This window comes from Ruegeria sp. AL11 (genome assembly GCF_056540865.1).
In genome coordinates, this window is record NZ_JBQFXO010000001.1 from 416986 (window position 1) to 442180 (window position 25195).

Consider the following 25195-nt stretch of genomic DNA (forward strand, 5'->3'; position numbering starts at 1 on the left):
ACATATGAGGACAGCATGAGCGCCAAGCGCAGCATCTTCGAAGAAGTCTCAGACACCGAAAAACAACAGGCCGTTCAACCTGGTATGATCGACAAGGGCCGGGGCGGGGCACGCAAGGCGATCCGGGCGTGGCTGATGATCCTGTTCGCTCTGGTCGTTGTGATGATCGCCGTTGGGGGCCTAACCCGGCTGACCGATAGTGGGTTGTCAATTACCGAATGGCGGCCGATCACTGGGGCCATCCCGCCGATGACCGAGGCCGACTGGCAATCCGAATTCGACAAGTACAAGGAAATCGACCAGTGGCGCATACAGAACCAGTGGATGGAGCTGAACGATTTCAAATTCATCTACTGGTGGGAATGGGGCCACCGCCAACTGGGCCGCGTGATCGGCTTGGTTTGGGCGATTGGTTTCTTTGGCTTCCTGATCGCGCGCAAAATCCCGACGGGTTGGACCGGCAAACTGCTGATCCCCGGCGCTTTGGGTGGCATTCAGGGCGCGGTCGGCTGGTGGATGGTCGCCTCGGGTGTGACTCAGGGCGAAGGCATGACGGCCGTTGCAAGCTATCGTCTGGCGACGCATCTCGGCTTGGCTTTTGTGATCCTTGGGTTCCTCGCGTGGTATATCTTTGAGCTGGGCCGGGACGAGCGCGACCTGATGCAGTCGCGCCGCGCGAAAGACGCGAAGCTGTTCTCGCTTTCGACCGGCTTGCTGCATTTCACCTTTTTGCAAATCCTCATCGGTGCTCTGGTCGCCGGGATCGACGCCGGGCGGTCCTACACCGACTGGCCTCTGATCGGTGGGCAGCTCTTGCCGCCAGATGCGACTATGCTGGAACCTATGTGGCGCAATTTCTTCGAAAGCCCCGGTCTGGTGCAATTCATCCACCGTTGCGCGGGATATCTGCTGTTCATCTTCGCCATCATCGTCTGGCGTCGTGGACAGGCCAGCGCCCACCAGCAGACCCGTTTCGCCTTCAACGCAGCCTTTGCGGCCCTGTCTTTACAAGTGGTGGTCGGGATCGTCACGGTCGTTTACGCAGCCCCGTGGCAGATCGCCATTTTCCACCAGTTCATGGCCGTCGTGGTCTGGACCCTGATCCTGCGTGCGCGCTTCCTGAGCGGCTATCCCATTGCAACCTCAATCCGTGGAGCGTGACCCGATGAGTGCCTTTGATGACCTGATGGCCTTTCAACGTGAAACCTCGGCCCTTGGTCAGATTGCCGGCCGGCTCGGCTGGGATCAGGAAACCATGATGCCGCGCGGAGCCGCCCCGCAACGGGCCGAGGAAATGGCCGCGATCGAATCCGTTTTGCACGCTCGCAAGTCCGACCCGCGCGTGGCCGAATGGCTCGACCAGGCCGACGCGAGTGATGCCTCGGGTCAGGCCCAGCTGCGTGAAATCCGCCGGTCATATGAACGCACCATCAAAGTTCCCGCCGATCTGGCCAAGGCGCTTGCTCGGGTCACCTCTGCCGCGCAAGGCAAATGGGCGCAGGCGCGCGCGGATGAGGACGTCTCGGCCTTTCTGCCCGTGCTGGAAGAAGTCGTTGCGCTGAAACGCGAGGAAGGGGCCGCATTGGCGCAAGGTGGTGACGTCTACGACGCCATGGTCGAGGATTATGAGCCCTATACGACAGGCGCCCAGATTGCCGAGATCTTCGATCAGATGCGCCCCCGCTTGGTGGCATTGCGGGCGGCGGTTCTGGATCGACCCGCCCCCAAGGCGCTGGAGGGTTCGTTCGACGAAACCGAACAGATGCGCCTGTCACAAAAACTCGCGCTTGCCTTCGGCTATGATCTGAACCGAGGCCGCGTCGACAAGGCGGTGCATCCCTTCAGCTCGGGCAGTGGCTCGGACGTGCGGATCACGACCCGAACCAGCGCAACCGATCCGTTCAACTGCTTTTACTCCACCATTCACGAGGTCGGCCATGCCGCCTATGAACAGGGCATCAACCCCGATTACGCGCTGACGCCTCTGGGGCAGGGCGTGTCGATGGGGGTGCATGAAAGCCAAAGCCGGATCTATGAAAACCAGCTTGGCCGCTCGCGCGCCTTCACCGGTTGGCTTTTCACCCAGATGCGCGACGCGTTCGGGGATTTCGGGATCGCGGATGCTGACGCATTTTACGCGACCGTGAACCATGTCCAAAACGGCTATATTCGGACCGAGGCGGATGAGGTGCAATATAACCTGCACATTATGCTGCGGTTCGATCTGGAACGCGCGTTGATGGCCGGGGACCTGCAGGTCTCGGACCTCGAGGCCGCGTGGAATGACCGCTTCAAGGCGGATTTCGGTTATGCGGTCGACAAGCCCTCGAACGGGTGTTTGCAGGATGTCCACTGGTCCGTGGGTCTGTTCGGCTATTTCCCGACCTACTCGCTGGGCAACGTCTATGCTGGGTGTCTCTATCAGGCGCTGCGCAGCGCCGTGCCGGGACTGGATGGCCAGTTGGCCGAAGGTGATACCTCGGGCGCGACCACATGGCTGCGTGAGAATGTCCAGCAATATGGTGGGCTCTACGCCCCGCGTGAGGTCATTGAGCGTGCAAGCGGTGTTGAACCTGGGCCGGACCCGCTGCTGAGTTATCTCGAGCAGAAATTCGGTGCGCTCTACCGGCTGTAACGAGGGCTGCTCACGTTGCCGTGTGCCCACGTGGTGTTCTGCGCGGGATTGGCTAGGGTAGGGCATCTGACCCCGGCGGAGACGACTGTGCCCTTCACATCTTTGGTAAAACCCCGGCTCGCCGAGATCATCACCGGCCGAGGGCTGCAAAACGCGCGTCGAGGCATGCATGATCTGGGCCGAAGGGCGCGTGGTGCACGGCACGAGGTTCACTATTTCCACGATGCATCAGACCCGTATTGCTCACTGACGGCTCGGGTTTTGCCAGCATTCGAGGCGCGCTATGACCTTGCGCTGCGCCCGCATTTGATCTCAGGCCCGCCAGCAGAGGCGGTTCCTGATCCGAAAGCGCATCGCGAGAACGCGCTCAAAGATGCAACGCGCTTGGCGCAAAAGCTGGGTTTGGACGCGCCAAAGGCGGCTGGCTTGCCGCCAGAGGTCAACGCTCATCTGGCCGCCCATCTTGGAGAGCCGGATTTCGCGCAACATCTCAAAGCCATTAGCGCCGCCCAATGGGCTGGGCGGGATTTACCTGCGGGCAAACAGAGTGATCCCGCCGCTCCTATGCGCGCCGGGGATCAGGCGTTGCGCGCGATGGGACACTACCTGGGTGGCACGTTTTACTATGGCGGTGAATTTTACTGGGGTGTGGACCGACTGCACTATCTTGAAGACAGGTTACAAAGCGCCGGGCTGGGCACCGGCCCCCTTCTGGTGCCGCCCCCAGAGCCGGTGTTTGACCACCAAGGGGACACCCCAAAAACTCTGGAGTTCTTTTTCTCCTTCCGCAGCCCGTATTCTTTTCTGGCTTTTGGCCGGGTCCAGCACTTGGCAGAACACTACAAGGCTGAACTGATCCTGCGTCCGGTGCTGCCGATGCTGATGCGCGGCTTGCCAGTGCCAAAGGCGAAATCCCGATACATCCTTCAGGATTGCACGCGTGAGGCACGGCGGCTGGGTATCCCGTTTGGCCGTATCTGCGACCCTCTGGGCGCGGGGGTCGAGCGCGGTTATGCGTTGTTCGACTACGCCGAATCCGAAGGTCGGATGGCCACGTTTTGTTCTGCTTTCATGCGCTCGGTCTGGTCCGAGGGTGCGGACGCGGCGAGTGATAGGGGGCTATCCCATATTGTCAGGGCCGCCGGTCTGGATTGGGCCAAAGCGCGCGATGAGCTGAAATCACAGACTTGGCGTCGGCGGGTTGAGCAGAACCAAAACAGGCTGCAAGACGTTGGCCTTTGGGGTGTTCCCAGCTTCCACGTCGACGGTCAGAGCATTTGGGGTCAGGATCGGCTCTGGGCTGTGGCTGATCTATTGGGCACTGAATCAAAACAGGCGCTGCCCGGGTCCGGTTAGCGCCTGTTTCATGTGCTCTAGCCGAAAGATTATTCTTCGGCCTCGTCCTCATCGCCCTGATCGGCGATCCAGGCGACGCTGACGACCTCTTCGCCTTTACCGGTGTTGAATACCCGCACGCCGCCGGCGCTGCGGGACCGGAAGGAAATGCCATCGACCGGCACGCGGATCGACTGACCTTTTGAAGTGGCCAGCATGATCTGGTCATCAATCTCGACCGGGAACGAGGCGACAAGTTCGCCGCCGCGCATCGCCTTGTCCATTGCGGCAACGCCCATGCCGCCGCGCCCACGGACAGGGTAGTCATGGCTGGAGCTCAGTTTGCCTGCACCGCCCGCTGTGATAGTCAGGATCAGGTTCTCCGCGGCCGACATCTCGGCATAACGTTCCTGAGGCAGAACGCTGTCGGCATTGCCTTCATCCTCATCGCCCTCGGCCTCATCGGTGACGCCAGCCATCAGACGGCGCATCTTGAGATATGCGGCCCGCTCATCCGAGGTCGCATCGAAATGGCGGATGACGGACATCGAAACCACTTCGTCATTGCCGGAGAGGCGCACACCACGCACACCGACCGAGGAGCGGCTGTTGAACACCCGCACATCGGTCGTCGGGAAGCGGATTGCACGGCCGGATTTGGTGACCAGCATCACATCATCCTCTTCCGAGCAGATGCGCGCGTTGATCAGCTTCGTCTCGGCATGCTCATCCTCGAACTTCATGGCGATCTTGCCGTTGCGCTTCACATTGGTGAAGTCCGACAGGCGGTTACGCCGCACTGTGCCTGCGCTAGTGGCGAAGACGACCTGAAGGTTCTCCCATTCCTCATCCGGTACATCCACGGGCATGATCGCAGCGATGGAGACTCCGGTCGGGATCGGCAGGATGTTGACGATCGCCTTGCCCTTGCCGGTCCGTCCCGATTGCGGCAGGCGCCACGTCTTGAGCTTGTAGACCATCCCGTCGGTCGTGAAAAACAGCAGCTGCGTATGGGTGTTGGCCACGAAGAGGGTGGTGACCACGTCCTCTTCCTTGGTCTGCATCCCCGACAGGCCCTTACCGCCACGCTTCTGCGCCCGGAAATCGGCCAGCGGCGTGCGCTTGATGTAACCACCCGAGGTGACAGTCACGACCATGTCTTCCCGCTCGATCAGGTCCTCGTCTTCCATGTCGCCTGACCAGTCGACGATCTCGGTGCGACGCGGGACAGCGAACTGATCGCGCACTTCGCGCAGTTCGTCCCCAATGATCGACATGATGCGCTCGCGCGAGGACAGAATATCGAGGTATTCCTTGATCTTGGCGGCCAGTTGCTCCAGCTCATCCGTGACCTCTTTGACGCCCAGTTGGGTCAGGCGCTGCAGGCGCAACTCAAGGATAGCGCGGGCCTGAACTTCGGTCAGGTTATAGGTGCCGTCGTCGTTCATCTTGGACAGAGGATCGTCGATCAGGCGCAGATAGCCTTCGATCTCAGCCGCAGGCCAACGGCGGGTCATCAACTTTTCGCGCGCCTCGGCCGCGTCGGCTGACGACCGGATGGTAGCAACAACTTCGTCCACGTTCGACACGGCCACCGCTAGACCACACAGGATATGGCTACGCTCACGCGCCTTGCGCAGATCATAGGCGGTGCGGCGGGCGACCACATCTTCGCGGAAGTCGATGAAGGATGTCAGGAACCGGCGCAGGGTCAGTTGCTCGGGTCGGCCACCATTCAGGGCCAGCATGTTGCAGCCAAACGACGTCTGCATCGGCGAGAAACGATAAAGCTGGTTCAATACCACCTCGGGCGTTGCGTCGCGCTTCAGTTCAACGACCACGCGCACGCCGTTGCGGTCGGATTCGTCCTGCACATGCGCTACGCCTTCGATGCGTTTCTCGCGCACCGCTTCTGCAATCTTTTCGATCATCGAGGCTTTGTTCACCTGATAGGGGATCTCATCCACGACAATGGCGTAGCGATCCTTGCGCAGTTCCTCGACTCGGGTCTTGGCGCGGATGATGACGCTGCCGCGACCTTCCAGATAGGCTTTGCGCGCGCCGGATCGGCCCAGCATCACGCCGCCAGTCGGAAAATCTGGACCGGGGACGTATTCGATCAACTGCTCGGAGGTCAGATCCGGATCGTCAATCAGCGCCAACGTAGCGTCGACCACTTCACCCAGATTGTGCGGCGGGATGTTCGTTGCCATACCCACGGCGATGCCACCGGCACCATTGACCAGCATGTTCGGGAAGCGGGCGGGCAGGACGGTCGGCTCTTTGTCCTTGCCGTCATAGTTATCCTGAAAATCGACGGTCTCTTTCTCGATATCGGCCAGCAGGGACGCGGCGGGCTTGTCCATGCGCACTTCGGTATAGCGCATAGCCGCCGGGTTATCGCCGTCCATGGAGCCAAAGTTGCCCTGTCCGTCTAGCAGCGGCAGCGACATCGAGAAATCCTGCGCCATCCGCACCAAAGCGTCGTAGATCGCGCTGTCGCCATGCGGGTGGTATTTACCCATCACATCGCCGACCGGACGGGCCGACTTGCGATACGCCTTTTCGTGCGTGTTACCGGTCTCGTGCATCGCGTACAAAATCCGCCGATGCACGGGTTTCAGGCCATCGCGCAGATCGGGGATCGCGCGGGAAACGATGACCGACATGGCATAGTCCAGATAAGACGTGCGCATCTCGGATTCGATGGAGACCGTCGGGCCGTCATAGACAGGGCGCTCGGGCGGGGTTTCATCCATGTTTTCAGGTGTTTCTGGCGTATCGCTCACGTAAACTGCTCGTTTCTTGTGCAGACTCTATATTTTGTGGTTCTACTCTATCAGACCCAGCACATAAGGTGCAAGCAAGCAACGAATCCGCGCGTGAAAATCCAAAGTAACACTCGGGTAACATCTTGTTATACAACTGTTAGGTGGTTTTGCTGCTATCATGGAGAGACCCTGAATGAAATCGGAGGTCTGAATGCAGCAAAGCGAAACCGAATTAATGCTGAAGGGATACGGTCTGACGACGGCGGAATTCTTCTACCGTATGCCCGACTATATCCATGTCCTGAACACGTTCATCTGGCAGGAATATGATCTGGCGCCGGATCATCCGAAACTGTTCGAATTCATCGACTTTTGGCAACGAGAGATTGAGGGGCCTTTGCACTCGGTCAAATTCACCCATCGCAAGATGATCGCGCCGGGGGAGTGGCGCAATATGGTGGGTGAGTTCCGCGTGAACTGACGCCTTATCCCGCCCGCCACGCGTAGACCGAACACCCGGTTGAGCCCGAGCTGGTGAAGCTGTTGCCATCTTCAGCCAGACGACCGCGCCATTGAACGGTGATGCCGGGGAAATAGTCGGTGCCGCTGATCTGTTGGTCATTCACATAGATCACCGTGTTGGCTTTTTGACCCAACGAGTCGGTGAGGCTTCCGGTGTATTTGTTGCCACCGGCATGAGAGTAGCGCACTGTTCCGGTCACTTTGACGACCACCGCGCAAGTGGCCTTGAACTGCCAGGTGCCAGCCATCGTCACACTCGCCGACACAGACGGCGCAGGGGCCGGTGTGGGGGACGGTGCAGCGACGACCTTGCAGATCGTGCCGCTTTTACCCTGCAACTCCTCCAGCGCGTGCTGAGTTCCCAAATCATCTGCCCCCAATTGCGACGCGCTCGCGTCGCGGTAGCGTGCAAAGGCCTGTCTTGTGCGTGGTCCGGCGACACCATCTGCGCCTCCGGCACTGCAGCCCAGTGCGTTCAAGGCCGATTGCGTGGCGCGCATCACTTCGCGCGAATCTGAAATGACCGGGGTGTCTGGGGCTTCGGGGGCCGGAGTGCGCTCTGTCTCGATTGGCAGCTCAACCGAGGCAAGGCTGTCGCGCAATTGCAGAGCTACCTCGTAGGAGTAGTTCTCGGACTGTTCCTCATACTTCTCAAGAAAGGCGTCCAGCGCAGTCACTGTTCCGACCGAGCGGGCAAGCTCTAGATCCGCGCGCATGTCATCCGTCGGGGGCGTTGGTGCGTTCCGCGGGACTGTTGCGACAGCTGGGGTGAAATAGAACTCACCCAAAAGCTCATCATAGTAGGCCGGGATCTGCGTATGCTGAACGGTGCGGGACAGATCGCGCACCTCGCGCCGCAGGTCTGAGACCATGCTGCGCAGCTCAAGACCCGGTTCTGACAGTCGCGGCAGCAATGCGCGGGTGAAGACCGAGTTCTGCGCGGGTTCATCATCGCTCAGGCGGTCCAGCGCCATCTGGCCAGCCCCGGCGGAGAAGATCACGAACATACCCTCAGGCGCGTTGATACGCCCCAGGCCGCGAGTACGCCCGACGCTGCGCCCGGAAACGGTTTCAAACGGATTGTCGCGGCAGGCGTCTATGATCGCGATGGAAGTGCGCGCACCGGTGGCGCGGACGCGGTCCAAAAGGTTCGACAGGGCGATGGATTCGGACTTCACGAAATCGGTCTCGCCGGACGAGGGCGCGACAATATCGGTGGGCAGCAGATAATTCTCTCCGTCGATCTCAACGCCGTGACCGGCAAAGAACACAAAAGCGGTGTCGCCAGCCTCGAGCCGAGCGGTGAAGTCCGCGATTTTCTGGTTCATACCGCGCCGGTCGAGGTTGAGACCTTGGATGGTTTCAAAGCCCAGATTTTCCAGCTTGTCGGAAACCGCCTCGGCGTCGGCGACAGCTTTCTTCAAATCAACGACCGAGTTGTATTGATCATTGCCGATCACAAGGGCCAAACGCTCTTGCGCCCAAAGCGGGGCGGCGAAACATGCAAACAGAAAAAACAGAAACTTGTTCATCTCAACAACCCAAACTGGAATGATCCTGTTACATCTATAGCGGAAAACCGCCGCGTCCCTCAGTGATTTGGATTACTTTGGCTGTACCCATCGAATAAGAGGCGGTTTTCAGGTCATGCGACGGAAAAAAGAAGTGCTAATGATTGCGCTAACATTGGACATGACCTTAGGGGCAGGTTAAGGACAACTCATGGTTTCACGCGTCATTCCCGTCGATCCTTTCGATCTGGTCATTTTCGGCGGCACCGGAGATCTTGCGCAGCGCAAGATCCTGCCCGCTTTGTTTCGCAGGTTCTGCGCGGGGCAATGGCCCGAAAGCGCGCGCATCATTGCGGCTGCGCGCAGTGAGCTTTCGACGGATGCATTCCGGACCCTCGTGGCCGAGTCGTTGCGGAGCTATGCGCCCAGACGGTCGGGCGAGGTTGAGAACCTGCAGGGTTTCCTGCAGCGTCTCGACTATGTCAGGCTTGATGCGCTTTCAACCGGCGGGTGGGATGAGCTTGCAGGCAAACTGACCCCGGACCGCGTGCGGGCGTTCTATTTCTCGGTCGGTCCCAGCCTGTTTGCCCCTCTGGCCGAACGTATCCGCGCGCATGCGCTTGCGACCGAGGATACTCGGATCGTGGTAGAGAAACCCTTTGGCCACGATCTGGACAGCGCACGGGATTTGAATGCGACGCTGGCGGCGCATTTCGACGAAGGGCAGATTTATCGGATCGACCATTATCTGGGGAAAGAAACCGTCCAGAACCTGATGGCCGTGCGGTTTGGCAACATGCTGTTTGAGCCGCTTTGGAACAGCCAATACGTGGATCACATCCAGATCACCGTGGCCGAAACGGTGGGCGTCAAAGGGCGCGAAGACTATTACGAGCGCGCTGGAGCCATGCGCGACATGGTGCAGAACCACCTGATGCAATTGCTCTGCCTTATCGCGATGGAACCACCCGCCAAGTTCGATCCGGACGCTGTACGCGACGAAAAGCTCAAGGTCATCCGCGCGCTTGATCCGGTTGAGCCGCACCACATTGTACGCGGGCAGTTCGCCGCCGAGGCTGAAGGGTCAGGCTATCGCGAGGTTGTCGGCAATCCCCGCTCGACCACGGAAAGTTACGTGGCCTTGAAGGCGCATATCAGCAACTGGCGATGGGCCGGGACGCCGTTCTACCTGCGCACCGGTAAGCAGCTGGTGGCGCGGTCCTCGGTGATCAACGTGCAATTCAAGGACGCGCCGCATTCGATATTTGGCGAGGCAGCAGGGCGACACGCCAATGCCTTGTCGATCCGGTTGCAACCGAATGAGGGGATCACCTTGAAGGTGACCATCAAAGAGCCGGGGCAAGGTGGAATGCGTCTGATCGACGTCCCGCTAGATATGAGCTTTGCCGAGGCGCTCGGTCCGGAAAATCAGGACCCGCCCGATGCCTATGAACGGCTGATCATGGACGTGATCCGGGGCAACCAGACCCTGTTCATGCGTGGTGATGAGGTCGAGGCCGCCTGGGCCTGGACCGATCCGATCATCGCCGGATGGCAGGCGCGGGGCGATGTCCCCAAACCCTATGACAGTGGCAGCACAGGGCCGGGCGACGCCGAGCTGCTGATGAAACGAGACGGTCGCCACTGGCAAGGAATCAAGCCATGAATATTCAGGAATATGCCGACCGCGACATGTTGGCGATCGACGTGGCCAACGCATTGGCCGGAGAATTAGAGGCCGCTTTGTTGCATGACGACACGGTGGCCCTGGCGGTGCCGGGCGGAACGACTCCGGGGCCGGTTTTCGATGTCCTCTGTGCCGCAGATCTGGACTGGGCGCGGATACGCGTGCTGCCGACCGACGAACGCTGTGTGCCTGCGGACAGTGACCGCTCGAACGAGCGTCTGATCCGCGAACGCCTTCTGACCAACCGCGCCTCGGTGGCGCAATACGTGCCGCTCTACGTCCCGGGGGCCGCACCCGAGGACGCTCTGCCTGAGATCGAGTCATTGATCGCACCGGTTCTGCCTTTGTCGGTACTGGTGTTGGGGATGGGAGGCGATATGCACACAGCCTCACTGTTTCCAGGAATGCAGGGGCTGGCTGAGGCGCTGGACAGCAACGCGCCGACACTGGCCGTGGCGAGGACGGATGTGCAACCGGAACCGCGTATCACCCTGACGGCTCCGGTCCTAGATGGGGCCTTGTCGAAACATCTGATCATCTACGGCGCCGAGAAGCGGGAAGCGCTGGAGAAGGCCATGTCTCTACCCCCCGAAGAGGCCCCAATTGCGGCTGTGTTGGGCGGCATGACCGTTCATTGGGCGGAGTGAGCCATGCAGCTGGATAGATTGAAAGCACTGGCAGCATCGCAACAGGCCCGCATTCTCGACCTGTTCGAGGCGGACGCGGATCGGGCACAGAATTTCTCCGCCTCAACCGGCGATATGCTGTTCGACTACTCAAAAACGCAGATCGGCGGCGAGATCCGGGATGCTCTGATCCAACTATGTGACCAAGCCGATCTGGAAGCACGCCGCGAGGCGATGTTTTCTGGCCAGAAAATCAACGAGACCGAAGATCGCGCGGTGTTGCACACGGCGTTGCGAAACCTGGACGGCGACGCGGTGCGGGTCGATGGTCAGGATGTGATGCCGGACGTTTTGGACACCTTGCAGCGGATGCGTGTCTTCGCCGAGGAGGTGCGCGGAGGCACCGCTGCCGGGGCAGGGGGCAGCTTTACCGATGTGGTGAATATCGGTATCGGAGGCTCGGATCTGGGGCCGGTGATGGCGACCCATGCGCTGTCGCCCTACCATGATGGGCCGCGTCTGCACTATGTCTCGAACGTCGATGGCGCGCATATCGCGGATACGTTGCGGCAGTTGGACCCGACCCGGACACTGGTGATCGTGGCCTCGAAAACCTTCACGACGATTGAAACCATGACCAACGCCCGCACCGCGCGGGCATGGATGAGCGAGGGCGGAGGAGACCCCGCCAAGCAGTTCGCCGCCGTCTCAAGCGCGTTGGACAAAACGCAGGACTTCGGCATCCCCGAGGACCGCGTATTCGGTTTCGCAGATTGGGTCGGAGGGCGTTATTCTGTCTGGGGTCCTGTCGGTTTGCCGGTTATGGTCGCGATCGGCTCGAACGCGTTCGATGCGTTCCTGCGGGGCGGGCAAGCGATGGACATGCATTTCCGTTCGGCCGATTGGGCCGAGAACGTTCCGGTTATGCTGGCTTTGGTCGGAATCTGGCATCGTCAGGTGCTGGGCCATGCCAGTCGAGCGGTGTTGCCCTACGACCAGAGGCTGCTGCGCTTGCCGGCTTATTTCCAGCAGCTTGAGATGGAATCGAACGGCAAATCGGTCGCAATGGATGGCAGCGCGCTGACAGTGCCGTCCGGGCCTGTTGTCTGGGGTGAGCCGGGCACCAATGGCCAGCATGCCTTCTACCAGCTGATCCATCAGGGCACCGACGTAATCCCCTGCGAATTCATGGTCGCCGCCGAAGGGCATGAGCCTGAACTGGCCCATCACCACCGCCTGCTTCTGGCCAATTGCCTCGCGCAGTCCGAGGCTTTGATGCGCGGCAGGTCTTTTGACGAAGCCAGCGCCCGAATGGCGGCCAAAGGCTTGACGGGCGATGAACTCGACCGTCAGGCGAGGCATCGGGTCTTTCCAGGCAACCGGCCCTCGACCACCTTGATCTACCCCAAACTGACGCCGTTTGTGTTGGGTCAGATCATAGCGCTTTATGAACATCGGGTGTTCGTCGAAGGCGTTCTTCTGGGCATCAATTCCTTCGATCAATGGGGCGTCGAGCTGGGCAAAGAACTTGCCACCTCACTCGGGCCGATCGTGGACGGAGAAGAAAGCGCGGACGACAAGGACGGCTCGACTGCGGCCTTGGTCGCCTATGCCCTGCGTCACCGCAATTGACGTGGTGAAACGCGGCCCGGGGCAATCTCGGGCCGCAATCTTTTTATTGTCAGACAAATAATTGCTTGGCAGGGTTCTTCCCAATGAACCGTCATGATTGATCGCCCGGCCACAGGTTCGCGTATCACTCAAAGCACGGAATGGCCGCCGACAGCGTGGCCTGAACAAAAAAGGGAGGATGCCCATGCTGGGACAGATGATGACGCAGCCCTTGCTGATCTCGTCACTGATTGATCACGCCGAGCGCTACCACGGTCAGACTGAAATCGTGTCGGTTGAGACAGACGGCACCGTAACGCAAACCAATTGGTCCGAAGTGGCACGCAACGCTCGCCGGTTGGGATCGGCATTGACCAAGCTTGGACTGGAACCACAAGACCGCATCGGAACCCTGGCCTGGAACAACCGCCGCCACCTTGAGATCTACTACGCGACTTCGGGTGCCGGTTTCGTGTGTCACACGATCAATCCACGCCTCTTCCCCGAACAGCTGACCTACATCATCAACCACGCCCAGGATCGCGTTCTGTTTTTTGATGCCACCTTCATCCCTCTGGTCGCAGCGTTGCAAGAGGGGCTGGGCGAGGTTCATCACTTTGTGCTGATGGGCCCCCGGGATGACGAAGCGGCGGCTCAGATCGACGGGCTGCAATTCTATGATGAATTGATCGAGACGGGTGATGCCGATTTTGCATGGCCGGACTTGGATGAAAACACGGCGTCCGGCCTGTGCTACACCTCGGGCACAACGGGCCATCCCAAGGGGGTGCTGTACTCGCATCGCTCGACCGTGCTGCATGGCTTTGCCTCGAATGCGCGAGACGTCATTGGCTATTCGGCGATGGATGTCGTGATGCCTGTGGTGCCGATGTTCCATGTCAATGCCTGGGGGTCGCCCTATGCCTGTGCCATGTCCGGCTCGCGCATGGTTTTGCCTGGGCCAGGCCTGCATGGTGAGGCGCTGGTCAACCTGATTGACAGCTATGGCGTGACGGTCGCAATGGGTGTTCCCACGATCTGGCAGGGCCTTCTGGCCCATGCCGCGCAATCCGGCAGCAAACTCGCCAGCCTTGATCGCACCGTGATCGGAGGTGCCGCTTGCCCACCCTCGATGATCGAAACCTTCCGTGAGGTCTACGACGTCGATACCGTCCACGCGTGGGGCATGAGTGAGATGAGCCCGCTGGGCACAACCAATGTCCCGATTGCCAAACATCGCGACCTGCCGATCGACGAGCAGCACCGCCTGCGCGAAAGCCAGGGGCGCCCTCCTTATGGGGTTGAGTTGAAGATCGTGGATGACGACGGCAATGATTTGCCCCGTGACGGCGAAACCCAGGGCGACCTGATGGTGCGCGGCCCGTGGGTACTGGACAGCTATTTCCAGATGCAGGACGAGGCGCTTTTGCAGGACGGCTGGTTCGCCACCGGCGATGTCGCAACTCTGGATGCCGACGGCTACATGACGATCCGCGATCGGTCCAAGGATATCATCAAATCGGGCGGCGAATGGATCAGCTCGGTCGAGTTGGAAAACATCGCGGTCGCCCATCCAAAACTCGCCACAGCCGCCGTGGTTGGTGTGGCGCACCCCAAATGGGATGAGCGCCCGATTCTGGTCGCCGTGAAGGCCGAGGGAGAGGAGCCGTCAGAGGACGAACTGCTGTCCTTCTTCGATGGCAAGATCGCCAAATGGCAAGTGCCGGACAAGGTTGTATTTATCGACGCTCTGCCGTTGAACGCCACGGGAAAGGTGCTGAAACGGACCTTGCGCACGCAGTTTGCCGACGCATTGACGGGGTGATCTGGGGGAATTGGCTCCGGCGGTAGGGATCGAACCTACGACCAATTGATTAACAGTCAACTGCTCTACCGCTGAGCTACGCCGGAACGGTTCGCGCCGTATAGCAAGCTGTTTTCACGGCGTCCAGTGGGGGATGAAAAGTTTTTTCTGCCGATCAGCAAAGCGCAGTTCTGGCCCGTCTGGACCATGACCAATTTCACCAGATTTTGCTGAGAAGATTGGCTCCGGCGGTAGGGATCGAACCTACGACCAATTGATTAACAGTCAACTGCTCTACCGCTGAGCTACGCCGGAACTGAGGGGCGTATAACAACCCCGATTTTTGACGTCCAGAGGGGAAGCGCGAGAAATCTGAATTTTTTCACGCGCTCACGAAAGTCGCCGGAAAACCGCATCTGAAGCAAGCGGGCCATTGTAGGTGACTTTGGATTTTCCCGCCAAATCAATCAAATGCGCCAGGACGTTACGCTCGGCTGCGGGCAGCAGGGCTTTCGGGGTGTCGGTGTAGATACGCTCGGCCAATTGACGGGCCGAGCCTTGCCGATCTGCCAGCGCCGCCAGGATCTGCGCTTCTCGTCCTAGCCTATGCTGAATCAACCACTCCAACCGCTCAGCAGGGTTTTCGATCGGCGCGCCGTGACCCGCGTGAAAGACGGACCAGTCGCGCTGTTGCAGTCGATGACAGGCCGCCATGAAGTCGGTGAGGTCTCCGTCAGGGGGAGAGACGAGCGAGCTGGCCCAACCCATCACGTGATCTGCCGTAAAGCAGATATCGCCCCAAGCCAGCGCGATGTGATTGCCCAGATGACCAGGGGTGTGGATGACCTCGAGCTGCCAGTCGTCACCCGTGATGCGTTCTCCGTCCGCCAGCTCGATATCCGGCCGGAATGCGGTGTCGATGCCTTCGCCGCCTTGCACCATGCCACTTTGGGCGAGGTCGGACATGACCGCACTGCGCCCGGCTTCGGGGCCTCCAAAGGCCAGAATAGGGGCACTCGTGCGGGCGGCGAGCGGGGCAGCCAGAGGCGAATGATCCAGATGGGTGTGGGTCACGAGGATATGGCTGATTCTCTGATCGGGGGACAACGCGTCCAGAATCGCCTCCAGATGCGCGTTGCTCAGCGGTCCGGGGTCGATCACTGCCAGATATCGGGTGCCCAGAAGATAGGTGTTCGTGCCCCGATACGTCATCGGCGAAGGATTCGGAGCCAGAATGCGCCGCAAACCCGGATGCAACTCCTGCGCCACGCCAGCTGGCGGGTTGAATTCGTCAGGTGCCTGCATTCTGTCCTCTTTCTCTTGTCTGGGCAGCCCGCTAGGTTTAGCGCATGTCCACGCAATGGCTCAAACCCTATATGCCACGCGGCCTGTATGTCCGGGCTGCGCTGATTCTCGTACTGCCGGTGGTGGCCTTGCTGCTGGTGGTGGGCATTGCGTTCCTGCAAAAGCACCTGGAGGACGTGACCGCGCAAATGACGCAAGCCGCTGCGCGGGAAGTCCGACTGATCACTCAGACCATGGCTGAATCTGAGACCCGGCAACAGGCGTTGGCCGCTGTGCGTCCTGATCTGAGCGCTCTGTCGATGAAGATGCAGTTCCTCGATGCGGATGAGATGCCGGAGATCGGCCGGCGCAGATGGTACGACTTTATTGCGCCACAGGTTGAGGCAGATCTGATGGCAGAATTGCCTGACCTTGTGGCGGTTGCCCTGCCGAGCGGGCAAGAGGCGCGCCTGTATATGCCCACTCATCTAGGTCTGTTGCAGCTGACCTTTGATCGACGGCGTCTGTCCCCTGCAGCGCCGCATCAGTTGATTGTGACGATGGTTTTCTTTGCCATCATCATGACCTCGATTTCGTTTCTATACATGCGCAACCAGCTCCGGCCCATTACGCGGCTTGCAGATGCTGCACAGGCTTTTGGTCGCGGACGGGTTGTGCCGTATTCCCCCGGCGGCGCGGTCGAGGTTCGGGCCGCGGGAAACGCTTTTCTCGACATGCGGGCGAGGATCGAGCGGCAGATGGAGCAGCGAACGTTGATGTTGTCCGGGGTCAGCCATGACCTGCGTACCCCGCTGACACGACTGAAACTGGGTCTGTCTATGTTGCCAGAAGAAGAGGCTGCGCCGTTGCAGCAGGACGTAACCGAGATGCAATCGCTTCTGGATGCGTTCCTCGACTTTTCACGCGGTGCCGCAGAAGGCGCGCCCGAAGAGGTCGATCCCGAAGCTTTGCTGACGCAGATCGTCAGCGACGCAAAACGGGCAGGCCATCAAGCGGAACTGGTAGCAGTCGAAGGGCAGGGGACCGTGATGTTGCGGCCATCGGCCATGCGCCGGGCGGTTGAGAACCTGATCGGCAACGCCGTGCGCTATGGCAGCAAGGCGGATGTCAGCCTGACGCTTACACCCAAATCCCTGCGTATCCGGGTCGAGGATGATGGACCGGGCATCCCGCCGGAACAGCGGACCGAGGCCGTTAAGCCCTTTTCCCGCCTGGACCCTGCACGTAATCAGAACCAAGGCAGCGGTGTTGGTCTGGGCCTTGCCATAGTAGCCGACATCGCCCGTGCCCATGGCGGCGTTTTGCGCCTTGGTAAAAGCGAGCGACTGGGCGGGCTGTGTGCCGACATCATCTTCGGGCGCTAGAGGCGCGGCGTTCTTATGAAAATAGCGGATTTTGGTAGGCCCGGCAGGACTTGAACCCGCAACCAAAGCGTTATGAGCGCTCTGCTCTAACCAATTGAGCTACAGGCCCGCCTGAGCGCTTTGAGTACCACGGTGATCGCCCGCGTCAAGCCTGACCGTTGCATCAAAGCGCACAATCGACTAACCCGCCCGCAAACAATTCATGAGGGATAGGCCATGACAGCGGGCAAGAACGGAATCACCTACGCCGACGCGGGTGTGGATATTGATGCAGGCAACGCTCTGGTCGACCGCATCAAGCCTGCCGCCAAACGCACCAATCGCCCTGGTGTCATGAGCGGTCTGGGCGGGTTCGGCGCGCTGTTTGACCTCAAGGCCGCTGGCTATGAAGATCCCATTTTGGTGGGGGCCACCGACGGTGTCGGCACCAAGCTGCGGATCGCGATTGATACTGGTGTTGTGGATGGCGTTGGCATTGATCTTGTGGCCATGTGCGTCAACGACCTGATCTGCCAGGGCGCTGAGCCATTGTTCTTTCTCGATTATTTCGCCACTGGCAAGCTGGACACCGATACCGCCGCGCGGATCATTGAAGGGATTGCCGAAGGCTGCGCTCAGTCTGGTTGTGCTCTGATCGGTGGTGAAACCGCCGAGATGCCGGGCATGTATCCCGATGGTGATTTCGATCTGGCCGGGTTCTCGGTCGGCGCGATGGAGCGTGGTGCCGATCTGCCCGACGGGGTAGCGGCGGGCGACGTTCTGCTGGGGCTGGCTTCGAACGGGGTGCATTCCAACGGCTACTCTCTGGTGCGCAAACTGGTTGAGATTTCCGGGCTGGGCTGGGAGGCCGACTCGCCCTTTAGCGACGGCACGTTGGGCGAGTCGCTGCTGACGCCGACGCGGCTTTATGTGAAGCCTGCACTGGCCGCGATCCGCGCCGGGGGTGTGCATGCGCTGGCCCATATCACCGGCGGCGGTCTGACTGAGAACTTGCCGCGTGTTCTGCCCGAAGGGCTGGGCGCGCAGATCGATTTGGACGCATGGGATTTGCTGCCTGTCTTCGATTGGATGGCCGAAACTGGCGGGATTGCCGAAGCTGAGATGTTGAAGACTTTCAACTGCGGCATCGGCATGATCGTGGTCTGCGCCGAAGATCAGGCCGACGCGCTGACGGCTTTGCTGGCTGAGGCGGGTGAGACCGTGTCGCGCATCGGCACCGTAACTGACACGGCTGGCGTGGCCTATTCGGGCAAACTGCTGTGAGCAACAAGCGCGTCGCGATCCTGATTTCCGGTGGCGGGTCAAACATGGTCTCTTTGGTCGACAGCATGACCGGAGACCACCCTGCGCGCCCATGTCTAGTTCTGTCCAACGACGCGCAGGCCGGCGGGCTGGAAAAGGCGCGGGATCGCGGCATCGAAACGGCTGTGGTCGATCACCGACCATTCAAAGGGGATCGAGCGGCGTTTGAGGCGGAACTGCTGAAACCGCTTGAAGCCGCGCAACCCGATATCGTCTGTCTGGCCGGGTTCATGCGGGTTCTGACTGGCGATTTCGTCTCGCGCTTTCAGGGGCGGATGTTGAATATTCACCCATCGTTGCTGCCGAAATACAAGGGCCTGCACACCCACGCCCGCGCGATCGAAGCGGGTGATGCTGAACATGGCTGCACCGTGCATGAGGTCACCGCGGCGCTGGATGATGGCCCAATTCTGGGGCAGGCGAGGGTCGCCATTGAACCCGAGGACACCCCCGATAGCCTGGCCGCCAAAGTGCTGGTCTATGAGCACCAGCTCTACCCGCCTGTGCTGCGGCGGTATGCGGAAGGCAACAGGTCCGTTCTTATGCTGCCCTGATCGCCCTTGGGTGATTTACACCCGGCGGAAATTCGTCCTATGGTCGCCGATAACGCTCGGGACGGTAGAAAAACGGGCAGTCACACAAAGAACAAGAATAGTACGGCGCATGAGAACTCTGACAACGACGCAAGAGCTGGCTGATTTCTGCTCGGCTGCTGCTGCCTTTCCCTATGTCACTGTAGATACCGAATTTCTGCGCGAGCGGACCTACTATTCAAAACTGTGTCTGGTGCAGCTTGCCGTCCCCTCCGAGAATGAAGACAGCGCCGTTCTCGTCGACCCGTTGGCCGATGGTATCTCTCTTGAGCCGCTCTATGAACTGTTCCGGAATGAGGGCGTGGTCAAGGTGTTCCACGCCGCACGTCAGGACCTTGAGATCTTCTGGGTCGATGCGCATGTGTTCCCAACCCCGCTGTTTGACACGCAGGTTGCCGCGATGGTCTGCGGCTTTGGCGAACAGGTCGGCTATGAGACGCTGGTGCGCAAGATCTGCAAGCAGGGGGTGGATAAAACCTCGCGCTTTACCGACTGGTCGCGGCGTCCTCTGACAGATGCGCAAAAGACCTATGCGCTGGCCGATGTGACCCATCTGCGCAAGATTTACGAACATCTTGCGGCCGAGCTTGAGAAAACCAAGCGCAGCCATTGGGTGTCCGAGGAACTGCGCATCCTGACCCAGCCCGGCACCTATGACATCCGGCCCGAGGATGCGTGGAAGCGCGTAAAGACGCGGACGAACTCGGCCAAGTTTCTGGCGGTTGTGCGGGAGTTGGCGCAGTTCCGCGAATCTCACGCACAGGACAACAACATCCCGCGCAACCGCGTGTTCAAGGATGACGCGCTGATCGAGCTGGCCTCGACCAAACCCAAAACGCCGTCGGACCTTGGCGGCTCGCGCCTCCTGCTGCGAGAGGCGCGTAAGGGGGCGATTGCGGAAGGTATTCTGGCGGCCGTCAAAAAGGGTGTGAACTGTCCGCCCGAACAGCTGCCCAAGGTCGACACGAGCCGCGACAAACTGAAGGTGAACCCAGCGCTGGCTGATCTGTTGCGGGTGTTGCTGAAATCGAAAACCGAAAGCTCGGGCGTGGCAGCAAAGCTGATCGCCACCAGCGCCGAACTGGACCAGATCGCAGCGGGCGAGCGCGGCCTTCCCTCTATGACCGGTTGGAGGTTCGAGGTGTTCGGTGAGGATGCTCTGAAGCTGTGCGAAGGCAAGATCGCACTGGCCGCAAAGGGGCAAAACGTGAAGGTCGTGCCCCTCTGATCGTTTAGCGGCGGCGTGATTCCAGGGCGTTTTGCTGCCCAACCACGCGGACCAGGCGAATGCCTTCAAGCTCTTGCCGGGAGACGTTGATGGCGTCGGAAACCATTCGCGAACGCTCAGTGCCTTGAGCCGTTTGCGCCTTGGGGTAATTGACCAGGAAGGTGAACTCCATCACGCCGTTCTTCTGGTTTTCTTCCGAATTCACGGGCACCAGACGGGCGTTGAACGCGCCCTGGCGTTGCGCCGTGCCCGAGGAATAGACGATCGCTCCGGTAGGCGTCGCGTCGATCCGCAGCTCGTCGATTTTTGCAATTGGAACGCTGGTGTCTTCTTCTACGGGGCGATCAAACAAGCCGATGCCATCGCTTTGTCTTGGCACCAGGGCATAGGCCTCGTCTACCGGGGCGGTTTCGACCGGGGCGGGCTGGCTGGATCCGAACCAGTTCGACGGGTTCGCCCGTGAATTGCGCCAGCTATTGCAGGCAGACAGGGTCAACGCGGCGATGATAAGAAGAGACAGTGATTTTTGCATGGACCCACGGCTTTAACAGTCATTCACGCAATGGGTTAGCGCAATTTCCTTGCCTTGAAAAGCCACGGCGAGGGCTGGACAGGGGGCTATCGTCGGCATAGGTCACAATTGTGAATGAAACAGAAGGACCGCCGCGCCATGGCAACGCCCGCCTTTGAAGAAATTGTCGAAGATTTCGAGTTCCTTGAAGATTGGGAGGACCGCTATCGCCATGTGATCGAACAGGGCAAAGCGATGGAGCCGCTGGACGACGCGCTCAAAGTTCCAGCCACCAAAGTGGACGGCTGCGCCAGCCAGGTGTGGCTGCACCCGATGATCGACGGCGGCGTGTTTCGTTTCGATGGGGATAGCGATGCGCTGATCGTCCGTGGCCTGATCGCGGTTTTACGTCTGCTTTACAACGACTTGCCAGTGGCCGAGGTGATCAAGGTCGACGCCGGCGGAGAGCTGGCGCGGCTGGGCCTGAATGACCACCTGTCTGCGCAGCGATCGAACGGTCTGAGGGCGATGATCGAACGCATCCGCGAAGTCGCGCAGGAGAAAGCGTAGCGTCAGCGCGTTCTTGTCGCCCAATCAGTCAGCGTGGTTTCCAGATCGCCATAGCCGGTCAGGCGGCGCTCAAAATCCAGACCCATACGCTCGGCACATTCTTTTGCGCGCGCCGTCAGCGCGGGATCATCTGTTTGGGCCTGATAGACTAGTTTGGTGTAGTTCCCGAAATACATGTCTCGCAGCTGAGGATGGCGATCCAGACCCAGCGGTTTCCAGACAAAGGCATCGAACTGTCGGGCTAGAAAATCTGTCAGGTAGAAGGCGGTTGTCTCGTCCTCACCCTTTGCGGCAAAGGCCTCATTCCCTTCGAAGAACGAATAGCAATGCGGGCCCTTGACCATCTCGACACCAAGCCGGTCGCAGGCCTGCTGTAGCAGGCCACCGGTGCCGCAATCCGCGTAGACGACGAAGACCTGATCATACTGATCACGATGCTTGGCAATCGCATCTTCAACGGCCTGAGTGATCTTCTCAGGGTGGACATGAAGGATCGCGGGTAGGCAGGTCAGGTCCATATGGTCCCAGCCGTTGCGGTTCTTGAGGTCCAGAATCTCGCGCGCCAAGGCTCCGCAGGCCAGCAAAAGGATACGCCCCTTGCCGGTTTCGTCATATCCATCGGTCGTTAGACGGGCGTCATCGGGATGCTGGTTCTGTGACATTCCGGGGTCCTCTGGCTGGCTGGTCCGGGTGATTTTGCCCGAAAACGCGGCTTGAAACAAAAAGGCCGCCCGAAATCGAGCGGCCCTTTCAGAACAGAAACGGTGTTCTTATCCCGCCAGCTGGTTGTGCTTGCGCGAGACGAAGTCCTTAGCGGTCTCAACAGCCACAGCCGCGTCACGGCAATATGCGTCAGCGCCGATGGCTTTGCCGAACTCTTCGTTCAGCGGTGCGCCGCCGACCAGAACGATGTAGTCATCGCGAACGCCTTGCTCGACCAGCGTGTCGATCACGACCTTCATGTAAGGCATGGTGGTGGTCAGCAGGGCGGACATGCCCAGGATGTCGGGCTGTTCGTTTTCCAGTGCTTCCAAGTAGTTTTCGACCGGGTTGTTGATGCCGATGTCGACAACTTCGAAACCTGCGCCTTCCATCATCATCGAAACAAGGTTCTTGCCGATGTCGTGGATGTCGCCCTTCACGGTGCCGATGACCATCTTGCCAACGCGCGGTGCGCCAGTTTCAGCCAGCAGAGGCTTCAGGATCGCCATACCGCCCTTCATGGCGTTGGCGGCCAGCAGAACCTCGGGCACGAACAGGATGCCGTCGCGGAAGTCGTGGCCAACCACGGTCATGCCGCCGACCAGAGCTTTGGTCAGGATGTCGTAGGGGGTCCAGCCGCGCTCGAGAAGGATGTTGGTGCCTTCTTCGATCTCTTCTTTCAGGCCGTCGTAGAGATCGTCGAACATCTGTTCAACAAGCTCTTCGTCGTTCAGTTCGGACAGGATGATGTCTTCTTCGTCGGACATGGGGTGTTTTCCTGAGCTGTGCGGACCCTTGGTCCGGGGTGGCATTTTTTTCGTTTTGGCCAAAACGTCGCAGATTTACTGTGACGATTGCGACCTCGGCGGTTTCGGGACCGACGTTTATGTCAAAAATCGGCATCGGGCGACAGAATAATATGCATGATCATCCTGTGTCTGGCTCAGGTTAGCAAAAACAGTCGGTGGTTGCCTGGCGTTCAGTATTCGCGTATCAATATGATGAGAACGAAGAGTGAACATATGCAGCCTCAACCCAATGTCCGCGCTCGGGGGACCGCATCCAACGACGCGGGTCGCTTTGAAAAACTTGCAACGGTCCAAACGGATGACGGTTGGGACATCGAAGAAGAACAACCGCTTCTGAGAACCGAGGTTCGGGACGAGGTGGTACGAAGTTTGATCACCTATAATCGCTCTCCCGACCTACCGTTTGACCGCTCGATCAACCCGTATCGGGGGTGCGAACATGGCTGTGTTTATTGCTTCGCACGACCCAGTCACGCCTATCTAGGGCTGTCTGCAGGGTTGGATTTTGAGACCCGTTTGACCGCGCGCGGCAATGCGGCCGAGGTACTGCGCAAGGAATTGTCCGCGCGGTCCTACAAAGTCGCGCCGCTTGCCTTGGGCACTAACACCGACCCTTATCAACCCGTTGAAAAAGAACGCGGGATCACGCGTGCCTGTCTTGAGGTTCTGCGGGACTTCAACCACCCCATAGCTATCGTGACCAAAGGGACGCTGATCGAGAGGGATATGGATATTCTTGCGCCCATGGCAGCGCTGGGGCTGGTACGCGTCGGGATATCGCTGACAACTTTGAACGCGGGCCTGTCCCGCCGGATGGAGCCGCGCGCTCCCTCTCCCAAACGGCGGTTGGAGGTCATTCGACGTCTCACCGGGGCAGGGGTGCCGGTGCGGGTAATGACCTCGCCCGTTGTGCCCGGGTTGACGGATCACGAACTGGAGACCCTACTTGAGGCCGGGCATGAGGCCGGTGCCGACACTGCAAGCTGGATCATGCTGCGTCTGCCCCGTGAGGTGTCGGCGCTGTGGCAGGACTGGCTGGCCGAACATGAACCCGCGCGGGCCGAAAAGGTCATGGCGCGGCTGCGCGAGATGCATGGAGGTCGCGACTATGACCCGCGCTGGGGTCACCGGATGCGGGGAGAAGGCGAGTATGCTGAATTGATCGCAAAACGCTTCAAGGTGGCCGTCAAACGTTTGGGTCTGAAGGTGAAGTCCGACGAACTGCGTCGCGATCTTTTTGCAAAACCTGCGCAGCCGGGCGATCAGATGAGCCTGTTTTAGGTCGCGCGTCAGAAACTGATACCGATCCCGGCTGTGAACCCGTTGACCGTGTCGCTGCCATAGTAGCGGACCATGATCCGTGTGGTACTCACCCATGGCACCCAGGTGTCGGACAGATCAACCTCGATCCCGCCGCCGACGCGGGCCAGCCAATCTGTGCCCAGAACAATCGACTGATCCCCGGCCAGGTAAGAGATAGACAGATCCCCGACCCAACGTACCGGTCGGCCAAACATCCGACCGCCTGTCGGAAACCGGTACCGTGACCAAAGCACTGCATTTGCAGCCGTCGATTGCACGAGGAGGTCTTCGTCGTCACCAATGGGCCAGTATTCGATATGCGTGTAGCGAAGGCTCATCTCGAACTCTCGGTCATTGGTCAGAGGGCGTGCGTAGTCCAGCGTCAGGGAACCGCCCGCACCTCCGGCCCAGAGACCGCCGCTTTCGAGGAAATCAGCTTCTATGCCAAGCCGCTCTGCTATCACTTGGGCGGCGACTGACGTGTCAGATTGGGTGCGCCCGATCGAGATATGCGCCATGGGCGTCAGTTTCCAACGCTCTCCCAAGTCAAATTGGTAGCCGATACCGCCTGTTACAGCGGCGCTTGTCCATTTGAGTGGCAACGTAGTGGTTTCGCCGGAGCCAGAAAAGAAGAGAACCGGGTCATAGCGCGCATAGCCTATATAGCCTTCAAGGTAGATGGGCACGCCTTCGCTCAGTCGAAAGCCCCCGCCCAATTGCGCGGATTTGAAATCATACTCTCGATTTCCCGTGTTCGATTGGAGTGAGATCGCACTGGCCGAGTCATCAGGGATGCCAGCAAGGCCCAAAATCGCCAGAGAACCCGCCGCGTTTTCGCGCTGGATCTGTTTGAAAAAATCCTCAAGAATCCCTTGCGCCAAACCAGACGCCGGAAACGCAAAGAACGCCAAAAAGGCTATTTGAAGGAACCGACATACCATCGCAACACATGGTTTCTACAATTTCACGAGACCATATCCATGGTCTTAGGCTGAGAGAAGCAGGCG

General features: G+C 59.7%; 21 protein-coding genes and 3 tRNA genes. 14 read left to right on the top strand and 10 right to left on the bottom strand.

From position 1 onward, the window contains the following. Positions 1–15 precede the first annotated feature (15 nt). The 3 genes from ctaA (at position 16) to ACR0IP_RS02105 (ending at position 3991) form a co-directional block, all read left to right on the top strand. The gene (gene ctaA, locus ACR0IP_RS02095; protein ID WP_480523519.1) at positions 16–1161 is read left to right on the top strand and encodes a heme A synthase; all 1146 of its coding nucleotides are present in this window, start codon (positions 16–18) and stop codon (positions 1159–1161) included. A gap of 4 nt (positions 1162–1165) precedes the next feature. Beyond that, a complete protein-coding gene (locus tag ACR0IP_RS02100) occupies positions 1166–2635 on the top strand; it encodes a carboxypeptidase M32 (RefSeq protein WP_480523520.1) in 1470 nt (489 codons plus the stop codon). 87 nt (positions 2636–2722) lie between these two features. After that, positions 2723–3991: a DsbA family protein gene (locus ACR0IP_RS02105; protein ID WP_480523522.1), complete on the top strand. Its 1269-nt coding sequence runs from the start codon at positions 2723–2725 to the stop codon at positions 3989–3991. A 29-nt stretch (positions 3992–4020) separates the two neighbouring features. Here ACR0IP_RS02105 and gyrA read toward each other — a convergent pair whose 3' ends face one another. Continuing rightward, positions 4021–6759: a DNA gyrase subunit A gene (gene gyrA, locus ACR0IP_RS02110; RefSeq protein WP_480523524.1), complete on the bottom strand. Its 2739-nt coding sequence runs from the start codon at positions 6757–6759 to the stop codon at positions 4021–4023. A 193-nt stretch (positions 6760–6952) separates the two neighbouring features. Between gyrA and ACR0IP_RS02115 the strand changes: the two genes are divergently transcribed. Beyond that, positions 6953–7222: an usg protein gene (locus ACR0IP_RS02115; RefSeq protein ID WP_170641814.1), complete on the top strand. Its 270-nt coding sequence runs from the start codon at positions 6953–6955 to the stop codon at positions 7220–7222. Between the two features lie 4 nt (positions 7223–7226). Here the strand turns inward: ACR0IP_RS02115 and ACR0IP_RS02120 are convergent, their stop codons facing one another. After that, complete coding sequence (locus ACR0IP_RS02120) at positions 7227–8795, bottom strand: caspase family protein (RefSeq protein ID WP_480523526.1); 1569 nt, start codon at positions 8793–8795, stop codon at positions 7227–7229. Positions 8796–8985: 190 nt separating this feature from the next. Between ACR0IP_RS02120 and zwf the strand changes: the two genes are divergently transcribed. The 4 genes from zwf (at position 8986) to ACR0IP_RS02140 (ending at position 14523) form a co-directional block, all read left to right on the top strand. Beyond that, positions 8986–10440, top strand: coding sequence for a glucose-6-phosphate dehydrogenase (gene zwf / locus ACR0IP_RS02125; protein WP_170373830.1), 1455 nt, complete (start codon positions 8986–8988; stop codon positions 10438–10440). Then, entirely contained in the window at positions 10437–11108 is a 672-nt protein-coding gene (gene pgl / locus ACR0IP_RS02130; protein ID WP_170688734.1) for a 6-phosphogluconolactonase, read from the top strand. Before zwf ends, pgl begins: the two co-directional genes overlap by 4 nt. A gap of 3 nt (positions 11109–11111) precedes the next feature. Further along, positions 11112–12719: a glucose-6-phosphate isomerase gene (pgi, locus tag ACR0IP_RS02135; RefSeq protein ID WP_170641806.1), complete on the top strand. Its 1608-nt coding sequence runs from the start codon at positions 11112–11114 to the stop codon at positions 12717–12719. Between the two features lie 184 nt (positions 12720–12903). Continuing rightward, on the top strand, positions 12904–14523 hold the full coding sequence (locus ACR0IP_RS02140; RefSeq protein ID WP_480523528.1) for a long-chain-fatty-acid--CoA ligase: 1620 nt from the start codon (positions 12904–12906) through the stop codon (positions 14521–14523). Between the two features lie 11 nt (positions 14524–14534). Here the strand turns inward: ACR0IP_RS02140 and ACR0IP_RS02145 are convergent. The 3 genes from ACR0IP_RS02145 to ACR0IP_RS02155 form a co-directional block, all read right to left on the bottom strand. Beyond that, positions 14535–14609, bottom strand: a tRNA-Asn gene (locus ACR0IP_RS02145). 133 nt (positions 14610–14742) lie between these two features. Beyond that, positions 14743–14817, bottom strand: a tRNA-Asn gene (locus ACR0IP_RS02150). A gap of 75 nt (positions 14818–14892) precedes the next feature. After that, positions 14893–15807, bottom strand: coding sequence for an MBL fold metallo-hydrolase (locus ACR0IP_RS02155; protein WP_425082865.1), 915 nt, complete (start codon positions 15805–15807; stop codon positions 14893–14895). A 44-nt stretch (positions 15808–15851) separates the two neighbouring features. Between ACR0IP_RS02155 and ACR0IP_RS02160 the strand changes: the two genes are divergently transcribed. Further along, entirely contained in the window at positions 15852–17171 is a 1320-nt protein-coding gene (locus ACR0IP_RS02160) for an ATP-binding protein (protein ID WP_480523531.1), read from the top strand. A gap of 32 nt (positions 17172–17203) precedes the next feature. On the opposite strand, the gene ACR0IP_RS02165 is transcribed toward ACR0IP_RS02160, so the two are convergent. After that, positions 17204–17280 (bottom strand) — tRNA-Ile (locus tag ACR0IP_RS02165). Positions 17281–17387: 107 nt separating this feature from the next. Between ACR0IP_RS02165 and purM the strand changes: the two genes are divergently transcribed. From purM to rnd, 3 genes are all read left to right on the top strand, one after another. Next, the gene (gene purM, locus ACR0IP_RS02170; RefSeq protein WP_480523533.1) at positions 17388–18434 is read left to right on the top strand and encodes a phosphoribosylformylglycinamidine cyclo-ligase; all 1047 of its coding nucleotides are present in this window, start codon (positions 17388–17390) and stop codon (positions 18432–18434) included. Next, on the top strand, positions 18431–19027 hold the full coding sequence (gene purN / locus ACR0IP_RS02175) for a phosphoribosylglycinamide formyltransferase (protein WP_170373823.1): 597 nt from the start codon (positions 18431–18433) through the stop codon (positions 19025–19027). The genes purM and purN overlap by 4 nt, the downstream gene beginning before the upstream one ends. Positions 19028–19136: 109 nt before the next feature. Further along, a complete protein-coding gene (rnd, locus tag ACR0IP_RS02180; RefSeq protein WP_170373822.1) occupies positions 19137–20294 on the top strand; it encodes a ribonuclease D in 1158 nt (385 codons plus the stop codon). A 4-nt stretch (positions 20295–20298) separates the two neighbouring features. Here rnd and ACR0IP_RS02185 read toward each other — a convergent pair whose 3' ends face one another. After that, positions 20299–20826, bottom strand: coding sequence for a hypothetical protein (locus ACR0IP_RS02185; protein ID WP_170373821.1), 528 nt, complete (start codon positions 20824–20826; stop codon positions 20299–20301). Between the two features lie 138 nt (positions 20827–20964). Between ACR0IP_RS02185 and ACR0IP_RS02190 the strand changes: the two genes are divergently transcribed. Further along, complete coding sequence (locus tag ACR0IP_RS02190) at positions 20965–21375, top strand: SufE family protein (protein ID WP_170374327.1); 411 nt, start codon at positions 20965–20967, stop codon at positions 21373–21375. Between the two features lie 2 nt (positions 21376–21377). On the opposite strand, the gene ACR0IP_RS02195 is transcribed toward ACR0IP_RS02190, so the two are convergent. Continuing rightward, a complete protein-coding gene (locus tag ACR0IP_RS02195) occupies positions 21378–22037 on the bottom strand; it encodes a DUF1638 domain-containing protein (RefSeq protein ID WP_480523535.1) in 660 nt (219 codons plus the stop codon). Positions 22038–22145: 108 nt separating this feature from the next. Further along, complete coding sequence (locus ACR0IP_RS02200; protein ID WP_170373819.1) at positions 22146–22844, bottom strand: corrinoid protein; 699 nt, start codon at positions 22842–22844, stop codon at positions 22146–22148. 255 nt (positions 22845–23099) lie between these two features. Between ACR0IP_RS02200 and ACR0IP_RS02205 the strand changes: the two genes are divergently transcribed. Next, positions 23100–24167 (top strand): PA0069 family radical SAM protein, encoded by a 1068-nt coding sequence (locus ACR0IP_RS02205; protein WP_480523537.1) that lies wholly within the window; start codon positions 23100–23102, stop codon positions 24165–24167. Positions 24168–24175: 8 nt separating this feature from the next. Here the strand turns inward: ACR0IP_RS02205 and ACR0IP_RS02210 are convergent, their stop codons facing one another. Beyond that, on the bottom strand, positions 24176–25069 hold the full coding sequence (locus tag ACR0IP_RS02210; RefSeq protein WP_480523539.1) for an autotransporter outer membrane beta-barrel domain-containing protein: 894 nt from the start codon (positions 25067–25069) through the stop codon (positions 24176–24178). Positions 25070–25195: the final 126 nt, after the last annotated feature.